The organism is Microbacterium sp. LRZ72 (genome assembly GCF_033792225.1).
Classification (GTDB): Bacteria; Actinomycetota; Actinomycetes; order Actinomycetales; family Microbacteriaceae; genus Microbacterium.
Map to the genome: position 1 here is coordinate 191,294 of NZ_JANGEX010000004.1, position 18,691 is coordinate 209,984.

Annotated in this window: 19 protein-coding genes; 13 read left to right on the forward strand and 6 right to left on the reverse strand. The window is 69.8% G+C overall.

What is annotated here, in order from left to right; genetic code table 11:
• Positions 1-20 precede the first annotated feature (20 nt).
• Both M4I32_RS06820 and M4I32_RS06825 read left to right on the forward strand, forming a co-directional pair.
• Positions 21-743 carry a DUF4386 domain-containing protein gene (locus M4I32_RS06820; RefSeq protein WP_319033725.1) on the forward strand — a complete coding sequence of 241 codons (723 nt, stop codon included), beginning with the start codon at positions 21-23 and terminating at the stop codon, positions 741-743.
• Positions 744-782: 39 nt separating this feature from the next.
• Positions 783-2,297, forward strand: coding sequence for a serine hydrolase domain-containing protein (locus M4I32_RS06825; RefSeq protein WP_319033726.1), 1,515 nt, complete (start codon positions 783-785; stop codon positions 2,295-2,297).
• Here M4I32_RS06825 and M4I32_RS06830 read toward each other — a convergent pair.
• Positions 2,284-3,324 (reverse strand): lactonase family protein, encoded by a 1,041-nt coding sequence (locus tag M4I32_RS06830; protein WP_319033727.1) that lies wholly within the window; start codon positions 3,322-3,324, stop codon positions 2,284-2,286. The two genes, M4I32_RS06825 and M4I32_RS06830, sit on opposite strands and share 14 nt — an antisense overlap.
• A gap of 174 nt (positions 3,325-3,498) precedes the next feature.
• Here M4I32_RS06830 and M4I32_RS06835 point away from each other — a divergent pair, with 174 nt between their 5' ends.
• The 6 genes from M4I32_RS06835 to treS all read left to right on the forward strand — a co-directional run bounded on the left by M4I32_RS06835 (position 3,499) and on the right by treS (position 11,297).
• Entirely contained in the window at positions 3,499-4,119 is a 621-nt protein-coding gene (locus tag M4I32_RS06835) for a helix-turn-helix domain-containing protein (protein ID WP_319033728.1), read from the forward strand.
• Positions 4,120-4,233: 114 nt separating this feature from the next.
• The gene (locus M4I32_RS06840; RefSeq protein ID WP_319033729.1) at positions 4,234-6,675 is read left to right on the forward strand and encodes a glycoside hydrolase family 2 TIM barrel-domain containing protein; all 2,442 of its coding nucleotides are present in this window, start codon (positions 4,234-4,236) and stop codon (positions 6,673-6,675) included.
• Positions 6,672-7,649: a Gfo/Idh/MocA family oxidoreductase gene (locus M4I32_RS06845; protein WP_319033730.1), complete on the forward strand. Its 978-nt coding sequence runs from the start codon at positions 6,672-6,674 to the stop codon at positions 7,647-7,649. The genes M4I32_RS06840 and M4I32_RS06845 overlap by 4 nt, the downstream gene beginning before the upstream one ends.
• Positions 7,650-7,724: 75 nt before the next feature.
• Positions 7,725-7,994, forward strand: a complete 270-nt coding sequence (locus M4I32_RS06850) for a hypothetical protein (RefSeq protein WP_319033731.1) — start codon at positions 7,725-7,727, stop codon at positions 7,992-7,994.
• Between the two features lie 128 nt (positions 7,995-8,122).
• The gene (locus tag M4I32_RS06855) at positions 8,123-8,869 is read left to right on the forward strand and encodes an SDR family NAD(P)-dependent oxidoreductase (protein WP_319033732.1); all 747 of its coding nucleotides are present in this window, start codon (positions 8,123-8,125) and stop codon (positions 8,867-8,869) included.
• Between the two features lie 130 nt (positions 8,870-8,999).
• Entirely contained in the window at positions 9,000-11,297 is a 2,298-nt protein-coding gene (treS, locus tag M4I32_RS06860) for a maltose alpha-D-glucosyltransferase (RefSeq protein ID WP_319033733.1), read from the forward strand.
• 13 nt (positions 11,298-11,310) lie between these two features.
• Here treS and M4I32_RS06865 read toward each other — a convergent pair whose 3' ends face one another.
• From M4I32_RS06865 to M4I32_RS06875, 3 genes are all read right to left on the reverse strand, one after another.
• Positions 11,311-12,546, reverse strand: coding sequence for a phosphotransferase (locus tag M4I32_RS06865; RefSeq protein WP_319033734.1), 1,236 nt, complete (start codon positions 12,544-12,546; stop codon positions 11,311-11,313).
• 106 nt (positions 12,547-12,652) lie between these two features.
• Entirely contained in the window at positions 12,653-12,865 is a 213-nt protein-coding gene (locus tag M4I32_RS06870; protein ID WP_319033735.1) for a hypothetical protein, read from the reverse strand.
• A 315-nt stretch (positions 12,866-13,180) separates the two neighbouring features.
• Positions 13,181-13,708, reverse strand: a complete 528-nt coding sequence (locus tag M4I32_RS06875) for a ribonuclease H (RefSeq protein ID WP_319033736.1) — start codon at positions 13,706-13,708, stop codon at positions 13,181-13,183.
• Between the two features lie 70 nt (positions 13,709-13,778).
• Here M4I32_RS06875 and M4I32_RS06880 point away from each other — a divergent pair, with 70 nt between their 5' ends.
• From M4I32_RS06880 to M4I32_RS06890, 3 genes are read left to right on the forward strand one after another with little or no spacing between them, the layout of a single operon-like run.
• Complete coding sequence (locus tag M4I32_RS06880; protein WP_319033737.1) at positions 13,779-14,165, forward strand: PPOX class F420-dependent oxidoreductase; 387 nt, start codon at positions 13,779-13,781, stop codon at positions 14,163-14,165.
• A gap of 4 nt (positions 14,166-14,169) precedes the next feature.
• Positions 14,170-14,919 (forward strand): sulfite exporter TauE/SafE family protein, encoded by a 750-nt coding sequence (locus M4I32_RS06885; protein WP_319033738.1) that lies wholly within the window; start codon positions 14,170-14,172, stop codon positions 14,917-14,919.
• Between the two features lie 58 nt (positions 14,920-14,977).
• The gene (locus M4I32_RS06890; RefSeq protein ID WP_319033739.1) at positions 14,978-15,472 is read left to right on the forward strand and encodes a MarR family winged helix-turn-helix transcriptional regulator; all 495 of its coding nucleotides are present in this window, start codon (positions 14,978-14,980) and stop codon (positions 15,470-15,472) included.
• Here M4I32_RS06890 and M4I32_RS06895 read toward each other — a convergent pair.
• On the reverse strand, positions 15,465-16,463 hold the full coding sequence (locus M4I32_RS06895) for a formylglycine-generating enzyme family protein (protein WP_319033740.1): 999 nt from the start codon (positions 16,461-16,463) through the stop codon (positions 15,465-15,467). The genes M4I32_RS06890 and M4I32_RS06895 overlap by 8 nt on opposite strands.
• A 37-nt stretch (positions 16,464-16,500) precedes the next feature.
• Positions 16,501-17,859 (reverse strand): chromate transporter, encoded by a 1,359-nt coding sequence (locus M4I32_RS06900; RefSeq protein ID WP_319033741.1) that lies wholly within the window; start codon positions 17,857-17,859, stop codon positions 16,501-16,503.
• A gap of 75 nt (positions 17,860-17,934) precedes the next feature.
• Here M4I32_RS06900 and M4I32_RS06905 point away from each other — a divergent pair, with 75 nt between their 5' ends.
• Positions 17,935-18,339, forward strand: a complete 405-nt coding sequence (locus tag M4I32_RS06905; RefSeq protein WP_319033742.1) for a YidH family protein — start codon at positions 17,935-17,937, stop codon at positions 18,337-18,339.
• Positions 18,336-18,683, forward strand: coding sequence for a DUF202 domain-containing protein (locus tag M4I32_RS06910; protein WP_319033743.1), 348 nt, complete (start codon positions 18,336-18,338; stop codon positions 18,681-18,683). Before M4I32_RS06905 ends, M4I32_RS06910 begins: the two co-directional genes overlap by 4 nt.
• Positions 18,684-18,691 lie beyond the last annotated feature (8 nt).

Sequence of the window (18,691 nt, forward strand, 5' to 3'; positions counted from 1 at the left end):
CCCGAAGGAGAACACCACCCATGTCCACTCATGCCGACACCACCCGGCGCACCGCCGCTCGCGTCGCCGGGGGCGGTTACGTCGCCCTCTTCGTGCTCGCGATCTTCGCGAACTTCATCGTCAAGCAGGGGATCATCGACCCCGCCGACGCCGAGGCGACCGTCGCCGCCATCCGCGAGCAGGAGACCCTGTTCCGCATTGGCCTCACCGCCTTCGTCGTCGTCTTCCTGATCGACATCCCCGTCGCCTGGGGCCTCTACGTGTTGTTCGCCCCGGGCGGCCGCGCACGGTCGCTCCTGGTCGCCTGGTTCCGCATCGCCTATACAGTCTTCCTCGGCGTCGGCGCGGTGTTCATGTTCGTCGGGCTGCAGGTCGCCACGGGAGCCGCCGGCCTCGCGCCAGACGTCGCCCTGCTCATGTTCGCGGCGTTCGACTTCGCCTGGTACGTCGGGCTCATCGCGTTCGGGGTGCACCTCGTGCTGCTCGGGGCTCTGATCATCCGTTCGCGCATGGCGCCGCGCGCCGTCGGCATCATCCTCGCCATCGCCGGAGCCGCCTACGCCCTGGACACGCTCGCGCACGTGCTCCTGACCGACTACGCCGCGATCGCCGACGCGATGCTCACGGTCGTCGCGATCCCATCGATCGTCGCGGAGCTGACGTTCACGGTGTGGCTCCTGCTCGCCGGCCGCCGCTCGAGCCCGGTCACTCGCGAGGATGTCCGCATCCCGGTGGCCGTCTGAGGCTGCCGCGTCACCCCACCATCCGCCAGGAGAAGAAGAATGAACATCCGTGTCCTGTTGCCGATCCTCGGGCTCGCTCTGAGTGCCGCCGTACCGGCTGGCCTTGACTTCGCCACGCCGACGACCACCCCGGCCGGGGCGATTGAGCAGCTGATCGACCGCGAGATGCCCGCCTCCGGCGTGCCCGGCCTGGCGTACGCCGTGGTGCAGAACGGCGAGATCGCCTCGGCGGGCGCGCGCGGTGTCCTCGAGATCGGCGGCGACGCCACGGTCACGCCCGACACTCCTTTCGTGATCGGCTCGATCTCCAAGAGCTTCACGGCCCTCGCGGTGATGCAACTCGTCGAGGCGGGCGAGATCGATCTGGATGCTGAGATATCGCGGTACCTCGAGGTCTTCTCGGGCCGCACCTCCGGCGCGATCACGATCCGGCAACTGCTCAGCCACACGAGCGGATTCTCCACCGGGCAGGGGAACGCGCCGCATCCGGGCGCGCTGGAGGAGAAGGATGCGCTCGCGCACGGGGTCGCCCAGCTCGCGGAGGCGACTCCCGCCCACGAACCAGGCTCCACATGGGAGTACTCGAACGCGAACTACGAGATTCTGGGGCGTCTGATCGAGGTCGTGAGCGGCGAGGACTACCAGACCTATGTCACGGCCCGCATCCTCGAGCCGGTCGGCATGCACGACAGCTTCGTCGCCGATGGCGAGGTGCACGACCCCGTGGCCACCGGCCACGTGCCGTGGTTCGGCACGAAGGTCCCGCTGGCCGACGGCCCGACCGACCGTGCGACGGCCCCCCAGGGCGGCATCTTCGCGAGCGCCAACGACATCGCTCGCTATCTGCAGATGATGATGAACGACGAGGACGACGTGCTGAGCGCCGACGGCAAGGCGCAGATGATGCGCCCGGCGAGCGAGGTCTCGTCGTTCTATGGCTTCGGGTGGTACCTGGAGTCAGATGGCGCGGTCTGGCACACCGGGGTGAGCCCGGGTGTCGAGACCCTCGCGACGATGATCCCCGCCGAGAAGGATGCTGTCATCGTGCTCGTCAATGCCGGCAGCGGGATGGGCTTCGAAGAAACCGCCGCCCTCCGCGTGGGCGTCTCCGACACGGCGCTCGGCCTTGACTACGACGGCGGTTCGCCGGCGTGGAGCCTCCAGCTGCTATTCCTCGGCCTCGTGACGCTGCCGATCGTCTACTTGCTGAGCATGGTCTGGGCGTGGCTGCGCCGTACCAAGATTCGCGCCAAGACCCGCTCGGGCGCTCCGGGGCTCTTCAGCCTGTGGTTCCCGCTGCTCACGACGACCGCCGCCGCGTGGGTGCTTCTCGGCCTCGTTCCGAGCCTGAACGGCACGCCCCTCATGCGCTGGGCGCTCTTCCAGCCCGATGTCGTTCTGGCGATCGTCGCCTCGGCGGTGACAGGCGTGATCTGGGCCGGGTTCCGTCTCGTGGTGGCGTACACCGGCAGGCCAAACCCGCCTGTCTCGGAAACAGGGTCGAGCACAGTCGTGTCCGATCCGTCCCAGCCCGAGCGTCTCAGACGAACCTGACCCAGTTCGCCCCGGCACCGGTCTCGGCCCGCTGCAGGAGTTCGAGCCGGTCGCCCTCCACGGCGTAGAGCGACACGGTCGTGGAGCGTTCTCCCGCGGCGACCAGGAGCGACCCGTCCGCGCTGAGCGCGAATCCACGGGGCTGCGGCTCGGTCTCGTGGAAGGTCGTCGGCGACGAGACCGCGCCGTCGGCATCTACGGCGGCCGCAGCGAGCGTGCTCTCGGTGCGCTCGGAGGTCCACAGCGCTTGTTCGTCGCCGCCCCAGTGCACGTCGGCGCCCCAGAGGAAGCGGTTCTCGGGAGGGTCGGCGCCGAAGACGCTGTGGCCCAGTCCCCTCGTCGGGTCGGCGACGGACGTCGCGTCGTGAAACGCGAGTGCGCCTGTCGCGGTGTCGCGGGTGAAGTGCAGGATCTCACCCGAGAATTCGGTGATCACGTACACCGCATCCTGTGCCTCGTTCAGCACGAGGTGGCGTGGGCCGCTTCCCTCGGGCGCCGCGACCGTCTCGGGGTCGAGCGGTTTCAGGCGCAGCTCGTCGTCGAGGGCGTACTGGGCGATGAGGTCAGCGCCGAGCGACACGAAGTAGGCGAACCGGCCGTCGGTGCTGGGTAGCACCGAGTGCAGATTCGGGAAGGCGATCGTGCTGACCGGCTCACTGACCACCCCGTCATCGACACGGCAACTGATGCCGTAGCCGCCGCTGTAGGCCGCGCCGAGCAGCGCGGTTCCTGCTCGGCCGAGCGCAAGAAAGTTCATGCCGCCGCCGCGAAGGTCGAGCCGGCTGTGTGGCGTGAGTCTCCCGGTGCTGCGGTCGAGCTCGACGCTCAGGATGCCGGCGGGCTGGCCGGGCTCGCTGCCCTTGACACCGGCGTAGACGAGGTCGCGTGCCGGGTCGACGGCGAACGTGGAGCATCCTGTCAGCCCCTCGTTCACGGCGATGCGCTCCAGCGTGCGGCCGACAAGACGGAAGACGCTGATCGACCCGTCGATCGCATTGGCGACGAGCACGAGAGGAGTGTCGATCATCCTTCGATCGTACGTGCGGGCCTCCGCTCGCCCGTCGCCGCCGTGCCACCCCGCGACTGAACCCGCAGGCAGCGCGTCGGCAGCGGCCGAGGAGCGGTCGGCGGCTCGAGACCCCCGGTAGTGTGAGGGCACCCGTCGAGCGGATCAGCCGGCGCCGGCAGCGAGGGAGGGTGGATGCGCGTCGCAGCCGACACCCCGGACGCCCCGCGTCGGCGTGGCCCGTACCGCAAGTCGGGCGCCCGCCGGCGCGAGATCCTCGACGCGGCCTTCGAGGTGTTCTCGACCGCGGGTTTCCGTGCGGGGTCGCTGAAGGACGTGGCAGGGCGCATCGGCATCGACGCTTCGACGATCCTGCATCATTTCGGCTCGAAGGAGGCTCTGCTGCGGGCCGTGCTCGAGGACAAGCAGGTGCGCGACAGCGGACCGGATCTCGAGTCCCTGGAGCCGGCCGAGGTGCCTCACGGCCTGCTCAAGCTCGCCGAGCGAAACGATCGGGTGCCGGGTCTGATCTCGCTCTACGCCGTCCTCTCCGCCGAGTCCACGACGGCGGATCATCCGGGGGCGGAGTACTTTCGCGAACGCGCGGCACGCACGCGCGATGCGTTTCGCTACGGATTCGAGCGGATGGCGGGGGAGAACCTCCTCGCCCCCGGCGTGTCCGCCTCGTACGCCGCGGAGTCCACGTTCGCCCTGTGGGACGGCATCCAGGTCCATTGGCTCATCGATCCCGACTCGGTCCGCGTGACAGAGGTTCTGCGGCAGCATCTGCGACTGATCACCGTCGTCTCCGTCTGAGTTGCCCGCCGTTTGAGTTGCTCCCCGTCGGAGCGCGGGATAGGGTCTGTCCGACGAACATCCATCGCGTATTGGATTTTCGTGCCTCCCGATCAGAGAACGCAAAGGCGCATCATGAAGAAGACCCCCTTGCTCACCGACTGGTCTATCTCGCCGAAGCGGGGTCTGTTCGACGGCGTCAACGGCAAGACCGCTCCCTCCGTCGCGGTCACTCTCCCGCACGACGCGATGCGCGAGTTCGAGCGCACGGCCGACGCCCCGTCGCTCGAGCACGGCGGCTATTTCCCCGGTGGTGCCGTTGAGTACAGCCGCACCCTCGAGGTGGATCCGTCGGAGCACGGCCTCGTGCACACGCTCGTCTTCGACGCGGTGTATCGCGACGCGATGGTCTTCGTGAACGACAACTTCGCCGCTCAGTGGCCGGGGGGCTACTCCCGCTTCGCGGTCGACCTCGATCCCCTCCTCGTCTTCGACGAGCCGAATGTCATCCGCGTGGAGGCCCGTGCGCACCGCGACTCCCGCTGGTACTCCGGGCTCGGCATCCACCGCTCTGTCTCGCTCGCCACCGGCCCGCTCGTGCACATCGGGCTCGACGGCGTGCGGGTCTCGACGCCCGATGTCGACGACGAGGGCGCGCTGGTGCAGGTAGAGACGACGGTCGCCAACGAAGGGCGTCACACGCGCACCGCCGTCTGTGCGGTGACGGTCACCGGTCCTGACGGGGCGGTCGTTGCCCGCGGTCGCGCACCGATCACGCTGCTCGCCGGCGAATCCGGCGTCGTGCGCGAGCGCTTCTGGGTGCAGACCCCGCAGCGCTGGAGTGTCGATTCACCCTCTCTCTACCGCGCCGAGGTCACAGTCGAGAGCGAAGCGGACCACACCCGCGACGAGGATGCCGTGGCCTTCGGCATCCGCACGTTGCAACTCGATGCGCGGCATGGGCTGCGCATCAACGGCGAGACGGTCAAGCTGCGCGGGGCCTGCATCCATCACGACAACGGCATCATCGGAGCGCGGGCGATCGCTCGCGCGGAGGAACGCCGCATCCAGATCCTGAAGGATGCGGGCTTCAACGCGATCCGCAGCGCCCACAATCCCCTCAGCCCCGAGACGCTCGACGCCTGCGACCGCATCGGAATGCTCGTCATGGACGAGACCTTCGACATGTGGGCCGAGGCGAAGTCGCCGTTCGACTACTCGCTGGCCTTTCCCGAGTGGTGGGAACGGGATGTCGAGTCGCTCGTGGCCAAGGACTTCAACCACCCCTCCGTGGTCTTCTATTCGATCGGGAACGAGATCCCCGAGACGGGGCGCCCGCACGGTTCGCGCCTCGGACGACTCATCGCCGAGAAGGTGCATGCCCTCGACCCGACGCGCTTCACGACCAACAGCATCAACGGTCTCGTCTCGGTCATCAAAGAGATACCGAGCCTCGGGGGCTCGGACGATGCCGCGGGTGACATCAACGACACCATGTCCGACGCGAGCGAGATGATGACGACTCTCGTCGCTTCCGATCTGGTCACCCAGCGCACCGAGGAGAGTTTCGCCGCGGTCGACGCGGCCGGTCTCAACTACGGCGACAGCCGCTACGCGTCCGAGGCCGCGGCCTTTCCGAACCGGGTCCTCATCGGCACCGAGACCTTCGCCACGCGCCTGCACATCGGCTGGCCGCTCATCGTCGCCAACGACAACGTCATCGGCGAGTTCACCTGGACGGGCTGGGACTACCTCGGCGAGGCGGGAATCGGCCGCGTCGACTACGTCGAACCGGGAACCCTCATGAGCTTCGCCGGCACGTCGGGTCCGTTCCCGTGGCAGCTCGCATGGTGTGGCGACATCGACATCACCGGCTTCCGTCGACCGGCGTCGTACTTTCGCGAGATCGTTTTCGGGCTGCGAACCGCCCCTTACATCGCGGTTCACCGGCCCCGCACCGACGGCCTGGTCGCCGTCGGCGGACCGTGGTCGTGGTCGGACAGCGTGTCGTCGTGGTCCTGGTCGGTCGAGCCGGGCACGCCGGTGACGGTCGAGGTCTACAGCGCGTCGGAACAGGTCGAGCTGCTGCTCGACGGCGCGTCCGTCGGCACGGCGCCCGCCGGACCCGAGCACCGCTACACCGCGACCTTCACGGTGCCGTACGCGCCGGGCGAGCTCGTCGCCGTGTCGTCCAGCGGCGGCGCCGAGACGGGGAGGGAGACCCTCCGCTCGGCCGCGCCCGACGTGACGCTCCGGGCCGAGGTCGACCGCCACAGCATCCGCGGCACGCTCGACGACCTCGCGTACGTGACGATCTCGCTCGTCGACGCGCACGGCATCGTGTGGCCGGACCGCGACCAGCAGGTCGAGGTCTCGGTGGCTGGGCCCGCCGAACTCCTCGGTCTCGGCAGCGCGGACCCGCGCACGACCGATCCGTATGGCGCCGCGCACACTCACACGTTCGACGGTCGCGCCCAGGCGGTCATCCGCCCGAGCGGACCGGGCGAGATCACCGTGAGGGTGTCGGCGGAGAGCCACCCTGCGCAGACGCTCGTGCTCCAGGCGGCGGGGGAATGACACGCCCGCTTCGGGTCGCGGTCGTCGGCACGGGCGAGGTCTCTCGCCAGGTTGCGAGCGACCTCGCCCTGACGCCCGCGGTAGAACTCTATGCGGTCTCATCCCGCAGCAACGAGACGGCGGCGGCGTTCGCGGCACGCCTCGGCGCGGAGAAGGCGTACGGCGACTACGACGACTGCCTGGGCGATGCGGAGGTCGACCTCGTCTACCTCGGCACCCCGCACTCCACGCATCACGATCTCGCCCTGCGGGCCATCCGCGCGGGCAAGCACGTGCTGGTCGAGAAGCCGATGACGATGGATGCCGCCCACGCGCGCTCCCTCGCCGATGCCGCACGCACGACGGGCGTCTTCCTCATGGAGGGGATGTGGACGAAGTTCAACGGGGTGATCCAGCGCGTGGCGCAAGTGATCGCCGAGGGCGGGATCGGCGAGGTCCGCAGCCTTCGTGCGTCGTTCGGAGTGCCCTTTCCCCGCGACGAGGGCAGCCGCTGGCATGCCGAGCTCGGCGGCAGCTCCCTCCTCGACCAGGGCATCTACCCGATCACGCTCGCCCGGATGATTCTCGGCGATCCGATCGCGCTCCACGCGAAGGGAGACGTGCGCGAGGACGGGGTCGACCTGACCGGGCATCTGACGCTCGAGCACACCGAGGGACGCTTCGCGCAGCTCGCGTGGTCGATGGTCGAGTTCATCGATCTGTCGGCCGCGATCAGCGGCACGCAGGGGTGGATCACCATCCACCCGGCGTTCTGGTCACCCGAACGAGCGACCTTGGTGCGCTCCAGCGGTCCGCTTGCGGCACCGCCGGAGAGGAGCGAGATCGAGATCCCTCGGCGGGGTCACGGTTTCGTGCCGATGCTCCAGTCGGTGGCCGAATCCATCGAGGCCGGGCACCTCGAGAATCCGCTGCACCCCATGTCGGAGACGATCGCCGTTCTCGAGCTGATGGATCGGTTGAGAGAAGCGCTCTGACCCGAGGTCACCGCCGGCCCCTTCCGAAAAGGAACGCTGTATGAGACACCGGCGTGATCTGCCAGTATCGATCCCATGTCAGACGCCGTCGCACCCCGCTCGAACCCCACCGCCTGGGCCGCCTTCTGGGTCGCGCTCGCCGGCCTCGTTCTCATGCCCATCCCCTTGTTCATCGGGCTGATCGTCGGCGGCGGCCTGTCGCTCGTCGCGGCGGTACTCGCCGTGATCGCGCTGCTCAAGGGGCTCGCCCGCAGCGGCAAGGGCATCGCCCCCGTCGTCTTCGCGGCGATCTTCATCGCGATCACCTGGGGCGGAATCTCTGTCGGCGGCGGCATCATCTGGTGATCGCGCCCCGGACAGGCCGATGCGAGAAGTTGTGCGCATCGGCCTGTCCAACGGCCCGAGGTGCATCGACGTGATTATGGCACGGAGTGCAATAATTGCTCTCACCACATTCAGGAAGGGGTCCCACGATGCTGTTGGAAGGCAAGAACTCTCTGGTCACAGGAGCCGGTTCGGGAATCGGTGAAGTCACCGCGAAGCGGATGGCCCTCGAAGGTGCGAAGGTGCTCGTGGTCGATATCAACGAGGAAGGAGGCCGTCGAGTCGTCGACGAGATCGTGACGGCCGGCGGTGTCGCAGCCTTCCACAAGACCGATATCTCGAATGCCGACGAGGTCGATTCCATGGTCGATACCGCCGTGGAGAAGTGGGGCGGTCTCGACCTCGCGGTGAACAATGCGGGACTTGCCGAACGCCCGGGCCTGTTCCACGAACTCGATCCGGCGGAGTACCACCGGGTGCTCGGGGTCGACCTGCACGGGACGTTCTACTCGATGCGCGCGGAGCTTGCCCACTTCGTGAAGCACGGTGGCGGTGCGATCGTGAACACGGCGTCAGGGGCAGGTCTCAAAGCGACCCCGCGGCTGACGGCCTATTCCACGGCCAAGCATGGAATCGTCGGCCTCACGCGAACCGGCGCGATGGACTACGTGCAGGACAACATCCGGGTCAATGCTGTGGCTCCCGGCACGATACTCACGCCGGCCATGCGGGCCGCGGGTGAGTCTCAGATGGCCGAGTGGGCGAGCCTCGTTCCGATGGGCCGCATGGGTGACCCGGCCGAGATCGCCGCCGCGATCGTCTGGCTGCTCTCAGACCAGGCTTCGTTCGTGACCGGCACCGTGCTCGAGGTCGATGGCGGCTACATGCAGGGCTGACGGCGGGACGGTGCTGCGGCGGCGCCGTCTACCGGATCGATCGATTCGTCGAGTCGGCGTAGCCCATAGCTTCTCGCAGAGTTTCGTGCCAGTCCTCGTCGTGGGGCTGCAGAGTCCGTAGCGTGGGGGAATGGCTCACGACGATTTTCGGCCGGAGGACCTCTACACCGGCCCCATCGACCTCTCCGGAATCACCCTGGACGACGACGGGGAGACCGAGTCTGAGAAGAGCGAGATCAGCTACGACGAGCAGCGCTACCCCGCGCGGCCGAGGCGGCTGCGCCCGCGCGACCAGTTCCGGGCCGGCAGCGTGCGCCGCGTCGCGACCGACCCGCGTACCGCGAACGGTACCAACCCGTCGTACGTCGAGTGGCTCGTGCGGCAGTCGATGCTCAAGGACGGCGACGTGCTCGCCCGGCAGCTCTCGGGGCAGCCCGCGATGTGGCGCAATCCCTACGCTCATCCCGACGCGCGGCGCGCCATCGAAACCAGCGACGTGTGGTTCACGGCGTATCCGATCTCGCTCATCACCCGGCCGGGGCAGTCGTTCCTGGCCGCGCTCGGCGACGACCAGCTGTGGTCGGTATTCGAGCGCGTCGGCATCACCGCGATCCACACGGGTCCGGTCAAGCGGGCGGGTGGCATCGCCGGGTGGCTCGAGACGCCCAGCGTCGACGGTCACTTCGACCGCATCAGCACCTCGATCGACCCCGCCTTCGGCACCGAGGACGAGTTCCGTGCTCTGGCCGACGTCGCCGAGAACCACGGCGGCAGCGTCATCGACGACATCGTGCCCGGCCACACAGGCAAAGGCGCCGACTTCCGGCTCGCCGAGATGGGCTTCAAGGACTACCCCGGCATCTACCACATGGTCGAGATCCCCCCGGAGGACTGGTCGCTGCTTCCTGACGTGCCCGACGGGGTCGACAGCGTCAACCTCGACCCGGCCACCGAGAAGGAGCTCGCGGGCCGCGGGTACATCATCGGCGCCATGCAGCGCGTCATTTTCTACACCCCGGGGGTGAAGGAGACGAACTGGAGCGCGACCGCCCCGGCGACCGGCCCGGATGGCGTCACGCGCCGCTGGGTCTACCTGCACTACTTCAAGCAGGGGCAGCCCTCGATCAACTGGCTCGACCCCACCTTCGCGGGCATGCGTCTCGTCATCGGTGACGCCCTGCACTCGCTCGGCGATCTCGGCACGAGTGCCCTGCGCCTCGACGCGAACGGCTTTCTCGGCGTCGAGGTGAGCGCCGAGGGGCTTCCCGCGTGGTCGGAGGGGCATCCGCTCTCGCACGCGGCGAACCACATCATCGCCGGAATGGTGCGCAAGGTCGGGGGTTTCACCTTCCAAGAGCTCAACCTGGCGATCGAAGACATCCGCGACACGGCGGCGGTCGGAGCGGACCTCTCTTACGACTTCGTCGGTCGCCCGGGCTATCACCACGCCCTCGCCACGGGGCAGACCGAGTTCCTCCGGCTCGCACTCACCACATCGCTGGAGCTGGGCGTGCAGCCCGTGCAGCTCGTGCACGGGCTGCAGAACCACGACGAGCTCACCTACGAGCTCGTGCACTGGGCCACCCGTCACGGCGACGATCTCTTCCGCTTCCGCGGACGCGAGATCTCGGGCGGCGAGCTCGCCGAGGAGGTGCGCGCCGATCTCACCGAGAGCCTGACCGGCGCGGCCGACTTCAACCGCGTGTTCACCCAGAACGGCATCGCCTGCACGACGGCGTCGCTGATCGCGGCGACGCGCGGTGCGGCACGACTCGACGACATCACCGAGACAGATGTCCCCGCCATCCGCGACGCGCACCTTCTGCTCTGCGCCTACAATGCATGGCAGCCGGGCGTCTTCGCGCTCTCGGGCTGGGATCTGACCGGCATGCTCACCGTGCCCTCCGATGTGGTCGCCGACCTGCTGGTGGCCGGGGACACGCGGTGGATCGAGCGCGGTGCACACGATCTGCTCGACGTCGATCCTCAGGCAACCGCCTCCGCGGCGGGCATGCCGCGCGGGCGGGCCCTCTACGGCTCGCTTCCCGCCCAGCTCGACGACCCGTCGTCGTTCGCCTCGCGCCTGTCGCGCATCCTCGACCTGCGACGCGAGCACGGCATCGCGACCGCGACGCAGGTCGACATCCCCGAGGTCGCACACGCGGGGATGCTGGTTCTCGTGCATCGGCTCGACAACGGCGATCCCGAGGCCGAGGCACGGATGCAGGTCACCATCCTGAACTTCTCGCCCGAGGCGACCGAAGGCACCGTGCGGTCGGAGCAGCTCGTTCCGCAGAGCGAGGTGGTGGATGCCGCGTCCGGCGAGACACTCGGACGCGTCGACGATCTGCAGAGCTTCACCGTCTCGCTGCCCGCGTACGGCGCGACCTTCCTCATGCTGGAGCCGGAGGAGCCGGTCGTCGAGTGATCGGCTGATCCGCTCAGGTGAGCGCGGAGTCGATGCCCGCGAGTGGCACCGCGAGCCAGTCCGGGCGGTTGCGGGCCTCGTAGATCGTCTCGTAGACCGCCTTGTCGAGCACGAGCGCTCGCAGCAGCACGGGGTCGAGTTCGGTCGAGCCCGCCGTGCCGCTGTAGGCGGCCAGGAAGCCCGCGTGACACGCGGCCGCCCACCCGGCGGGCGCGCCGCCGACAGCCGCCGCGTAGTCGAACGAGCGCAGCATCCCGGCGACGTCGCGGGGAGGCAGGTCGGGGATCGCCCGCTCCTCCATCGGACGCAGGGGCTCGCCCTCGAAGTCGACGATGCGCCACCCGCCGTGCGGCACGGCGAGAACCTGACCGAGATGCAGATCGCCGTGGATGCGCTGCATGCGTGGCCACGGTCGCTCGAGTGCGGCGTCATACAGGTCATTGACGGCCGGGAGGCGTTCGGCGACGGCCGGCACCTCGGCGGTGGCGATCGCAAGGCGCCGCCGCCAGGTGACAGCCGTCGCCGTCACGTCGTCCGGGCCGGCATCGGCGGTCTCCAGCGTCTCGCCGAGCGCCGCGTGCACCCGCGCGACGGCGGTGCCGAGGTCGCGCGCGGCCTCGGTGAAGTCGCGGCCGTCGCGGGCCGCCTCGAGGGCGATCGCCCACCCGTCGCGCACACCGGGAAGGAACTCCTGCGCGAAGGCGAGAGTCCCGTGAGCGCGACCCGATGTGCGCCCGACATCCGGCCACTCGGCCTCGATGCTCCCCAGGAATCGCGGGACGAAGGGCGAGCCCGCCTCGCTCAGTGCACGTTGCACGGTGACATCGGGGTTCTCCCCATGGTGAAGAGTGCGGAAGATCTTGAGAATGATCGTCGGCCGCCCGTCCTCGTCGAACACGATCGAGGTGTTGGACTGCTCACCCGTCAGCACGCGGGAGCCCGTCACCCGGCTGACGTCGATTCCCATCTCGGCCAGCATCCCCACCGCGAAGTCCGCGTGTCGGGTGGCGTCGACGAGATAGCCGGCGCCGTCGTGCGCGACGACCTCATCCGCGTCGGCGGGCGTCGTGACGAGCGAGAGGGGCACGTTGTAGAGCGCCGGAAGCGACCCCGCGTCGTCCATGAGTAGGTAGCGCGTGGCGGCGCGGGCGGGCTGCGCCTCGAGCATCCGGAACCTCGGCTCGTGACTCTTGCCCGCGTACCACCGCTGCCGAGCCACCCACGTACCCACGTCCTCCGTCACATGCATGCTCCCCACCATGACCCGAAGAGACCCCGCAGGCAAAGGGGTGGACGCGAACTTCGGCGTGGCGTAGTGCCGCGCCGGTCGAAGCACCTTGGCCGCAGTGCGCGCCTCAGTCGTCGGACGCGTCTTCGGCGCGGTCTCGGTCCTGCTCGACGGCCTCGTCGCGCCGGTCATCCGTCACCTCTTCGGCCGAGACCTCGTCGTCATCCGCTGCGGGCGCCGTGTGCGCCGCACCCCCGAACGCCGCCGTTCCGGGCACCGTGGGTTGCGCCGGCGCCTCGGGCGTCCAGCCGAAGCCTGCCTCGTCTCCTGCCTTGGGCATCTGTGGGTCCTCCCTCGTTTGTCGTGCCTGAGAACGTCGCGGCATCGAGCCAACCGCATCCGCTCCTTCTCCGCGAGCGCCTTGTGCTGGAGCAATTGCTCGACTAGTGGCAGAGGGGCATCCGAACGAAGGTCAGGAAGAAGGCGTTGTCTCTCGCCCGAGAGAACCCCGGCGGCGACTCCTGCTCGACCGAGTGGCGTCGAAGACGGCCGCCTCGTACGAGGCTCCGGCATCCGTGAGCATCTGTTCGACCTCGGTCTGAGTCCGCTGCCGCCTCGGCCCGTCAGCGGCGGGGTGCGTCAGCGGCGGGAAACGTCAGCGGCGGGTGCGCGGCGGCGCCGCCGTGACGTCGATCTGCTCCTGGCCGCCGTGCGACGACCATGCGCTCTCGCGCCCCTCGGCCGCGTGCGCCGCGGCGCGCACGGCTCGCTCGTCCGCCCACTCGTTCAGCACGTGGCCCGAGTGCCCGCGCACGTGCTGCAGCTCGGCGTCGGGCAGGCCCGCGGCCCGCCGGGCGTCGCGGGCGACGATCAGCTGTTCGAGGATCTCGCGGTTCTTCACCGGGGCCCCCGCGGCGGTCTTCCAGCCGCGGCGGGCGTGCGCCGGCATCCACTTTGTGTAGGTGTCGATGACGTACCGCGAGTCCGCCTGGATCACGAGGTCGGCGACGCCGGCGTGATCGCGCAGGGCGTTCAGCAGCCCGAGCAGCTCGCCGATGTTGTTCGTGCCCTCGATGATGGACCCGGCGGCCCAGTGGCCGTCCTCGGCGACCCACGCCCACCCGGCGGGGCCGGGGTTGCCTTTGCACGCGCCGTCTGTCGCGACGATATAGCCCTCGGTCACCCCCCTATCCTCTCGCGTCGTGACCGCTGGTCGGGACCACGGGGGTCAGCGGATAGCCTGAGGGACGATCATGAAGAAGCTCAATGACGACGGACGCGCGTTCGCCGACGAATACCACCTCGCCACCCTCTCGACCCTCGGCCCCACCGGCCTCATCCACGCCGTCGCCGTCGGCTTCACCTTCGACGGCGAGGTCGTGCGCATCATCACGAACGACGGCAGCCAGAAGGTGCGCAACGTCGAGCGCGACCCTCGCGCGAGCGTGACGCAGGTCGCGGGCGCGCGGTGGCTGAGCCTCAGCGGGCGGGCCGGCATCGAACGAGACCCGGATGCCGTGGCGCACGCGGTCGCCCTGTATGCGCAGCGCTACCGCACCCCGCGTCCCAACCCGCAGCGCGTGGTCATCCGCATCGTGCCCCAGAAGCTGCTCGGATCCGCCGCGCTGCTCGAGGGCTGACCCGGTGGAGGTGACGACGGCCGGCTGGGCGCTGCTGGCCGTGGCCGCCATCATCGTCGGCCTGTCCAAGGCGGCGCTGCCGGGCGCGAACACCATCGCCGTCGCCATCTTCGCGGGTGTGCTGCCCGCCCGGGAGTCGACCGCGGCCTTGCTGCTGCTGCTGATCGTCGGCGACCTGTTCGCGCTGTGGGCCTATCGCCGGCACGCCGACTGGCGCGCCCTGGTGCGACTGGCGCCCGCAGTCGTCGTGGGACTCCTGCTCGGCGCGCTCTTTCTCGCGGTCGCCGACGACGCCTGGGTTCGGCGCACGATCGGGGTCATCCTGCTGCTCGTCATCGCGGTGACCCTCTGGCGTCGCCGTGCCGCGAAGGCGCCCGTTCCAGGCCCGACACCGGTGCGGCCGCGCTGGCCGGCTGCCGTGGGTTACGGCACCGTCGGCGGCTTCACGACCATGGTCGCCAATGCCGGCGGTCCCGTGATGTCGATGTACTTTCTCGCGTCGGGCTTCCGTGTGATGGCCTTCCTCGGCACCGCCGCGTGGTTCTTCGCGCTCGTCAACCTCGCCAAAGTGCCGTTCGCGATCTCGCTGGGACTGCTCACCCCGCAGACGCTCCTGCTCGATCTCACGCTGGTCCCCGCCGTGCTCATCGGCGCTTTCGCCGGGCGCGCCATCGCGTCGCGCATCCCCCAGGCCGTGTTCGAACGGGTCGTGATCGTGCTGACGGTTGTCGGCGCGGTGTACCTGCTGCTGTGAGGCGGCCGCTCGCCGTGGATCCCCGCCGGGCCGCGTGCGACCTATTAGTGTCGGATCCATGGCACCGACGCAGCATCCGCCCGACGACGAGGTGGATCTGATCATCGACGCGTGGTCGCGACTGCTGCCCGACGTCGACCTCACCCCGCTCGATGTCATGTCGCGGTTGCGCCGAGTGTCGCTGCGGCTCACCCGACTTCGCGCGAAAGCTTTCGCATCGGCCGGGCTGACGGTGTGGGAGTTCGACGTGCTGGCGTCGCTGCGCCGTGCCGACGCCCCCCACGAGCTGAGTCCCGCGCAGCTGATCGACGCCACCATGATCGGCAGCGCGGCGATGACGACGCGACTCGACAAGCTCAGCCGGCGCGAGCTCGTGGCCCGGCGCCCCAATCCGCTCGACGGGCGGGGCGTGCTCGTGCGGCTGACCGACGACGGCGCCGCGCGAGTGGATGCCGCGATGACCGAACTCGCGCGCGTCGAGGCCGTCGTGCTGCGCGGGATCAGCCGTGAGGATCAGGCGACGATGGTGCGGGTGCTGCGGCAGCTCAGCTGACGGGTCGCGCGGGCGCGACGGTGCGGAATCCCGCGTTGCCCATCGACGAGTCGGGGGTGTTCGACGAGCGGGCCGCGTTGCGATACCGGTTGCAGTACGAGATGTGGCAGAGGTAGCTGCCACCGCGCAGCACGCGGGCGGAACCGCGTTCGGGGCCGCCCGGGTTGCGGGCGGGAGAGCGGCCGTAGTAGCCGGGGTCGAACCAGTCGGCGCACCACTCCCAGACGTTTCCGACCGGCTGCCACAGGCCGTAACCGTTGGGCTCGAAGGTACGCACGGGCGCCGTGGTCAGCCACCCGTCCTCACGGGTGTTGTGGCGCGGGAACTCGCCCTGCCAGATGTTCGCGCGCCAGCCGTCCTCGTGCGGCTCGGCGTCTCCCCAGGGGTACTTCGCGCTCCCGATGCCGCCGCGGGCGGCGTACTCCCATTCGGCCTCGGTCGGCAGCCGTCTTCCGGCCCACTCGGCGTAGGCGACGGCGTCGTTCCAGCTGATGTGCACGGCCGGATGGTCTCCCAGCCCCTCGATCGACGAATCGCGACCGCCGGGGTGCGCCCAGTCCGAGCCCGTGACGCCGAACCACCACGGGGTGCCGGCGGCGGCGCCCATGATGTCTTCGCGCGGCGCCGCGACGGCCAGATGGAACACCGCGGAGAAGCCGAACGTCTCGGCCTCGGTGCGGTAGCCGGTGTCGGCGACGAATCGCGCGAACGCATCGTTGGTCACGCTCGTCGCATCGATCTCGAACGCGTCGAGCGTCACCTCGTGCAGGGGCACCTCGCCGTCGCCCGGGTTGCGGTCGCCGGAGGAATCGCCCATCACGAACGTTCCCGCCGGTACGGAGGCCTGGGGGATGCCATGCCGGCCCGTCGCGGTCACCTCGGACACGGCGGCGCCGGGCGGGGGAGTGAGGTCGACGAATGCGCTGCGTCCCGGCGCCCCGCACGCGCAGGATTCCGCGTCGCACGCGGTGGGCTGGTCTTGCTCGGCCATGCCTCCACCGTATCCGCCGTGGGCCGGGCGCCGGCGGTCAGAGGATGCTGAGCACGCCCAGCGACAGCGCGCCGAAGGCCACGATCAGCAGGATGTCGGGCACCTTCGCCACGCGATGGATGAACGGCACGCTCGCGGCGAGCACGATCGATCCCGCGATCGCGACCGCCGGCGGCATCCCGGCCCCCTCGGCGATGCGCCCGCTGGCGTGCAGCAGCGATACGGATGTCGAGGCCAGCAGACCGCAGATGACCGGGAGGATGTAGGTCGAGATGTTGTGCACGAAGACCGAGTCGCGGGCGCGGTCGTAACCCGCGAGCAGCATCAGGGCGAGCGCCGAGCACACGCCGACGGCGATGAGGAACGCCCCGGCGGCGAGAGCGACGCCCACGATCACCGACCCGGTCTCGGCGCCGACGGCGTAGGCGACACCCGCGGCGATCTTGACCAGGATGGGACCCGGCAGGGCGTTCGCGACAGGAACGATCTGCCCGTAGAACGTCGCCGAGTCGACCAGGCCGGGCACGACGAAGAACCCGTCGGCGACCCCGACGTAGGCCTCGCCGCCGCCGAAGGACGACACGGTCGAGACGAGGATCAGCCCGAGCAGCGATGCGGTGTCGCCGTCGGGCGACATGGCCAGGGCCACGCCGAACCCGGCGACGCAGACGAGCAGGAACACGAGTACGCCCGTGAGAGCGCGGCGCGCACCGGCCGGTGCGTGCGACGGGTCGGTGGCTGCCGCGCGACGCGGGCCGCGCAGCAGCTGCCACAGGCTCACGATCGCGATGCCCGACAGGGCGACGAGCACGAGACCGAGCGCCGACAGCTCGGGCAGCATCCAGGCCGGTTCGAGGTCGGCGAGGTCGTGGCCGAGGGCGAGGGTCTTGCCCGCGCCCGTGAGCAGGAACGCGAGGATCGCGATGGCAAGCGGAAGCAGCTGCAGCCGGCCGCCCGGAGCCAGCACCTTCATGACGTAGTGCGCGAGCAGGTACAGGATGAACGCTGAGATGCCGAGAGCCGCGTACTCGATCACCGAGATCGCACCCGCCCCGAGCACCGAGAACATCGCCAGCAGGGCGACGGTGGCCGCGGTGCCGGGAACCGCGACTGCGAGCGCCCCACCCACGGCCGCCGTCTTGCCGCTCAGCTGCGTACCGGCCAACGCGGCGATCTTCACCGGCAGCGCTCCCGGCGTGATGTTCGCGATGACGGTGTCCTGCACGAACTCGCCCTCGCGCAGCCGCGTCGGGTGTACCAGCTCCTTCTCCACCACCGGGATCAGGGCGCTGCCGCCGCCGAAGCCGATCACGCCCACCTTGCTCATCGACAGGACGTGGTGCCACCGGCCGCCGCGTCGCTCGGGTGCCGGGGAAGACGAGGCATCGCTGCTCACGGGAAACCGTTCGGGGAGGAGACTGGGTGCGCGGATGCCGCGCGGGTACTGTCGATTCTGACATTGCTCCACGGCGTGGAGAAATTCACCATCGCGAGAGCGGACGACGAGGAGGTGCGGCGGGTGGACAAGCGGTTCCCGAAGCGCGTGTTCCGGCAGGGTGCGGATCCCGATCCGCGTTTCAGCCTGGCCAACGAGCGCACCTTCCTCGCCTGGATCCGCACGTCGCTCGCCCTGGTCGCGGCCGGGGTCGCGCTCGAAGCCCTCGACGTGCCGATCGACCCGCGCTTCCGCGTCGCGGCCGCCGCCGTGTTCGTCGCGCTCGGGCTTCTCGCCGCGGTGCAGTCGTGGGTCGGCTGGGTGCGCACCGAGGCTGCGATGCGCGCCGGGCGCTCGCTGCCCGGACCGGCCATCGGTGCGGTGATCGCCGTGGGTCTCGTCGTGGCCGTCGTGCTCGTGGTCATCGGCTCGTTCTTGTGACGCACGAGCCCCCGTTCGACGCCGGGCTGCAGCCCGAGCGTACGCTGCTCGCGTGGCGGCGCACCGCTCTGGCCCTCGCCCTCGGGAGCCTCGTCGGGCTGCGCTTCACGCTGTACGACTTCGGTCCCCTCGCCGTCGCGGTCGGCGTCGGCGGCACAGTCGCCGCGGCCGCGGCCTACGTCTCGGCCGCGGCCCGCTATCGGCGCACGCACCGGGCGCTCGTGGCCGGGGGCACGCTGCCGCCGCAGGCGCGCGCCGTCGCCCTGCTCGCGATCGCCGCGCTGCTGGTCGCCCTCGCCGGCGCAGGCTACCTGCTGACCATCGTCGTGCCGTTCATGCCGTGACGCGACGT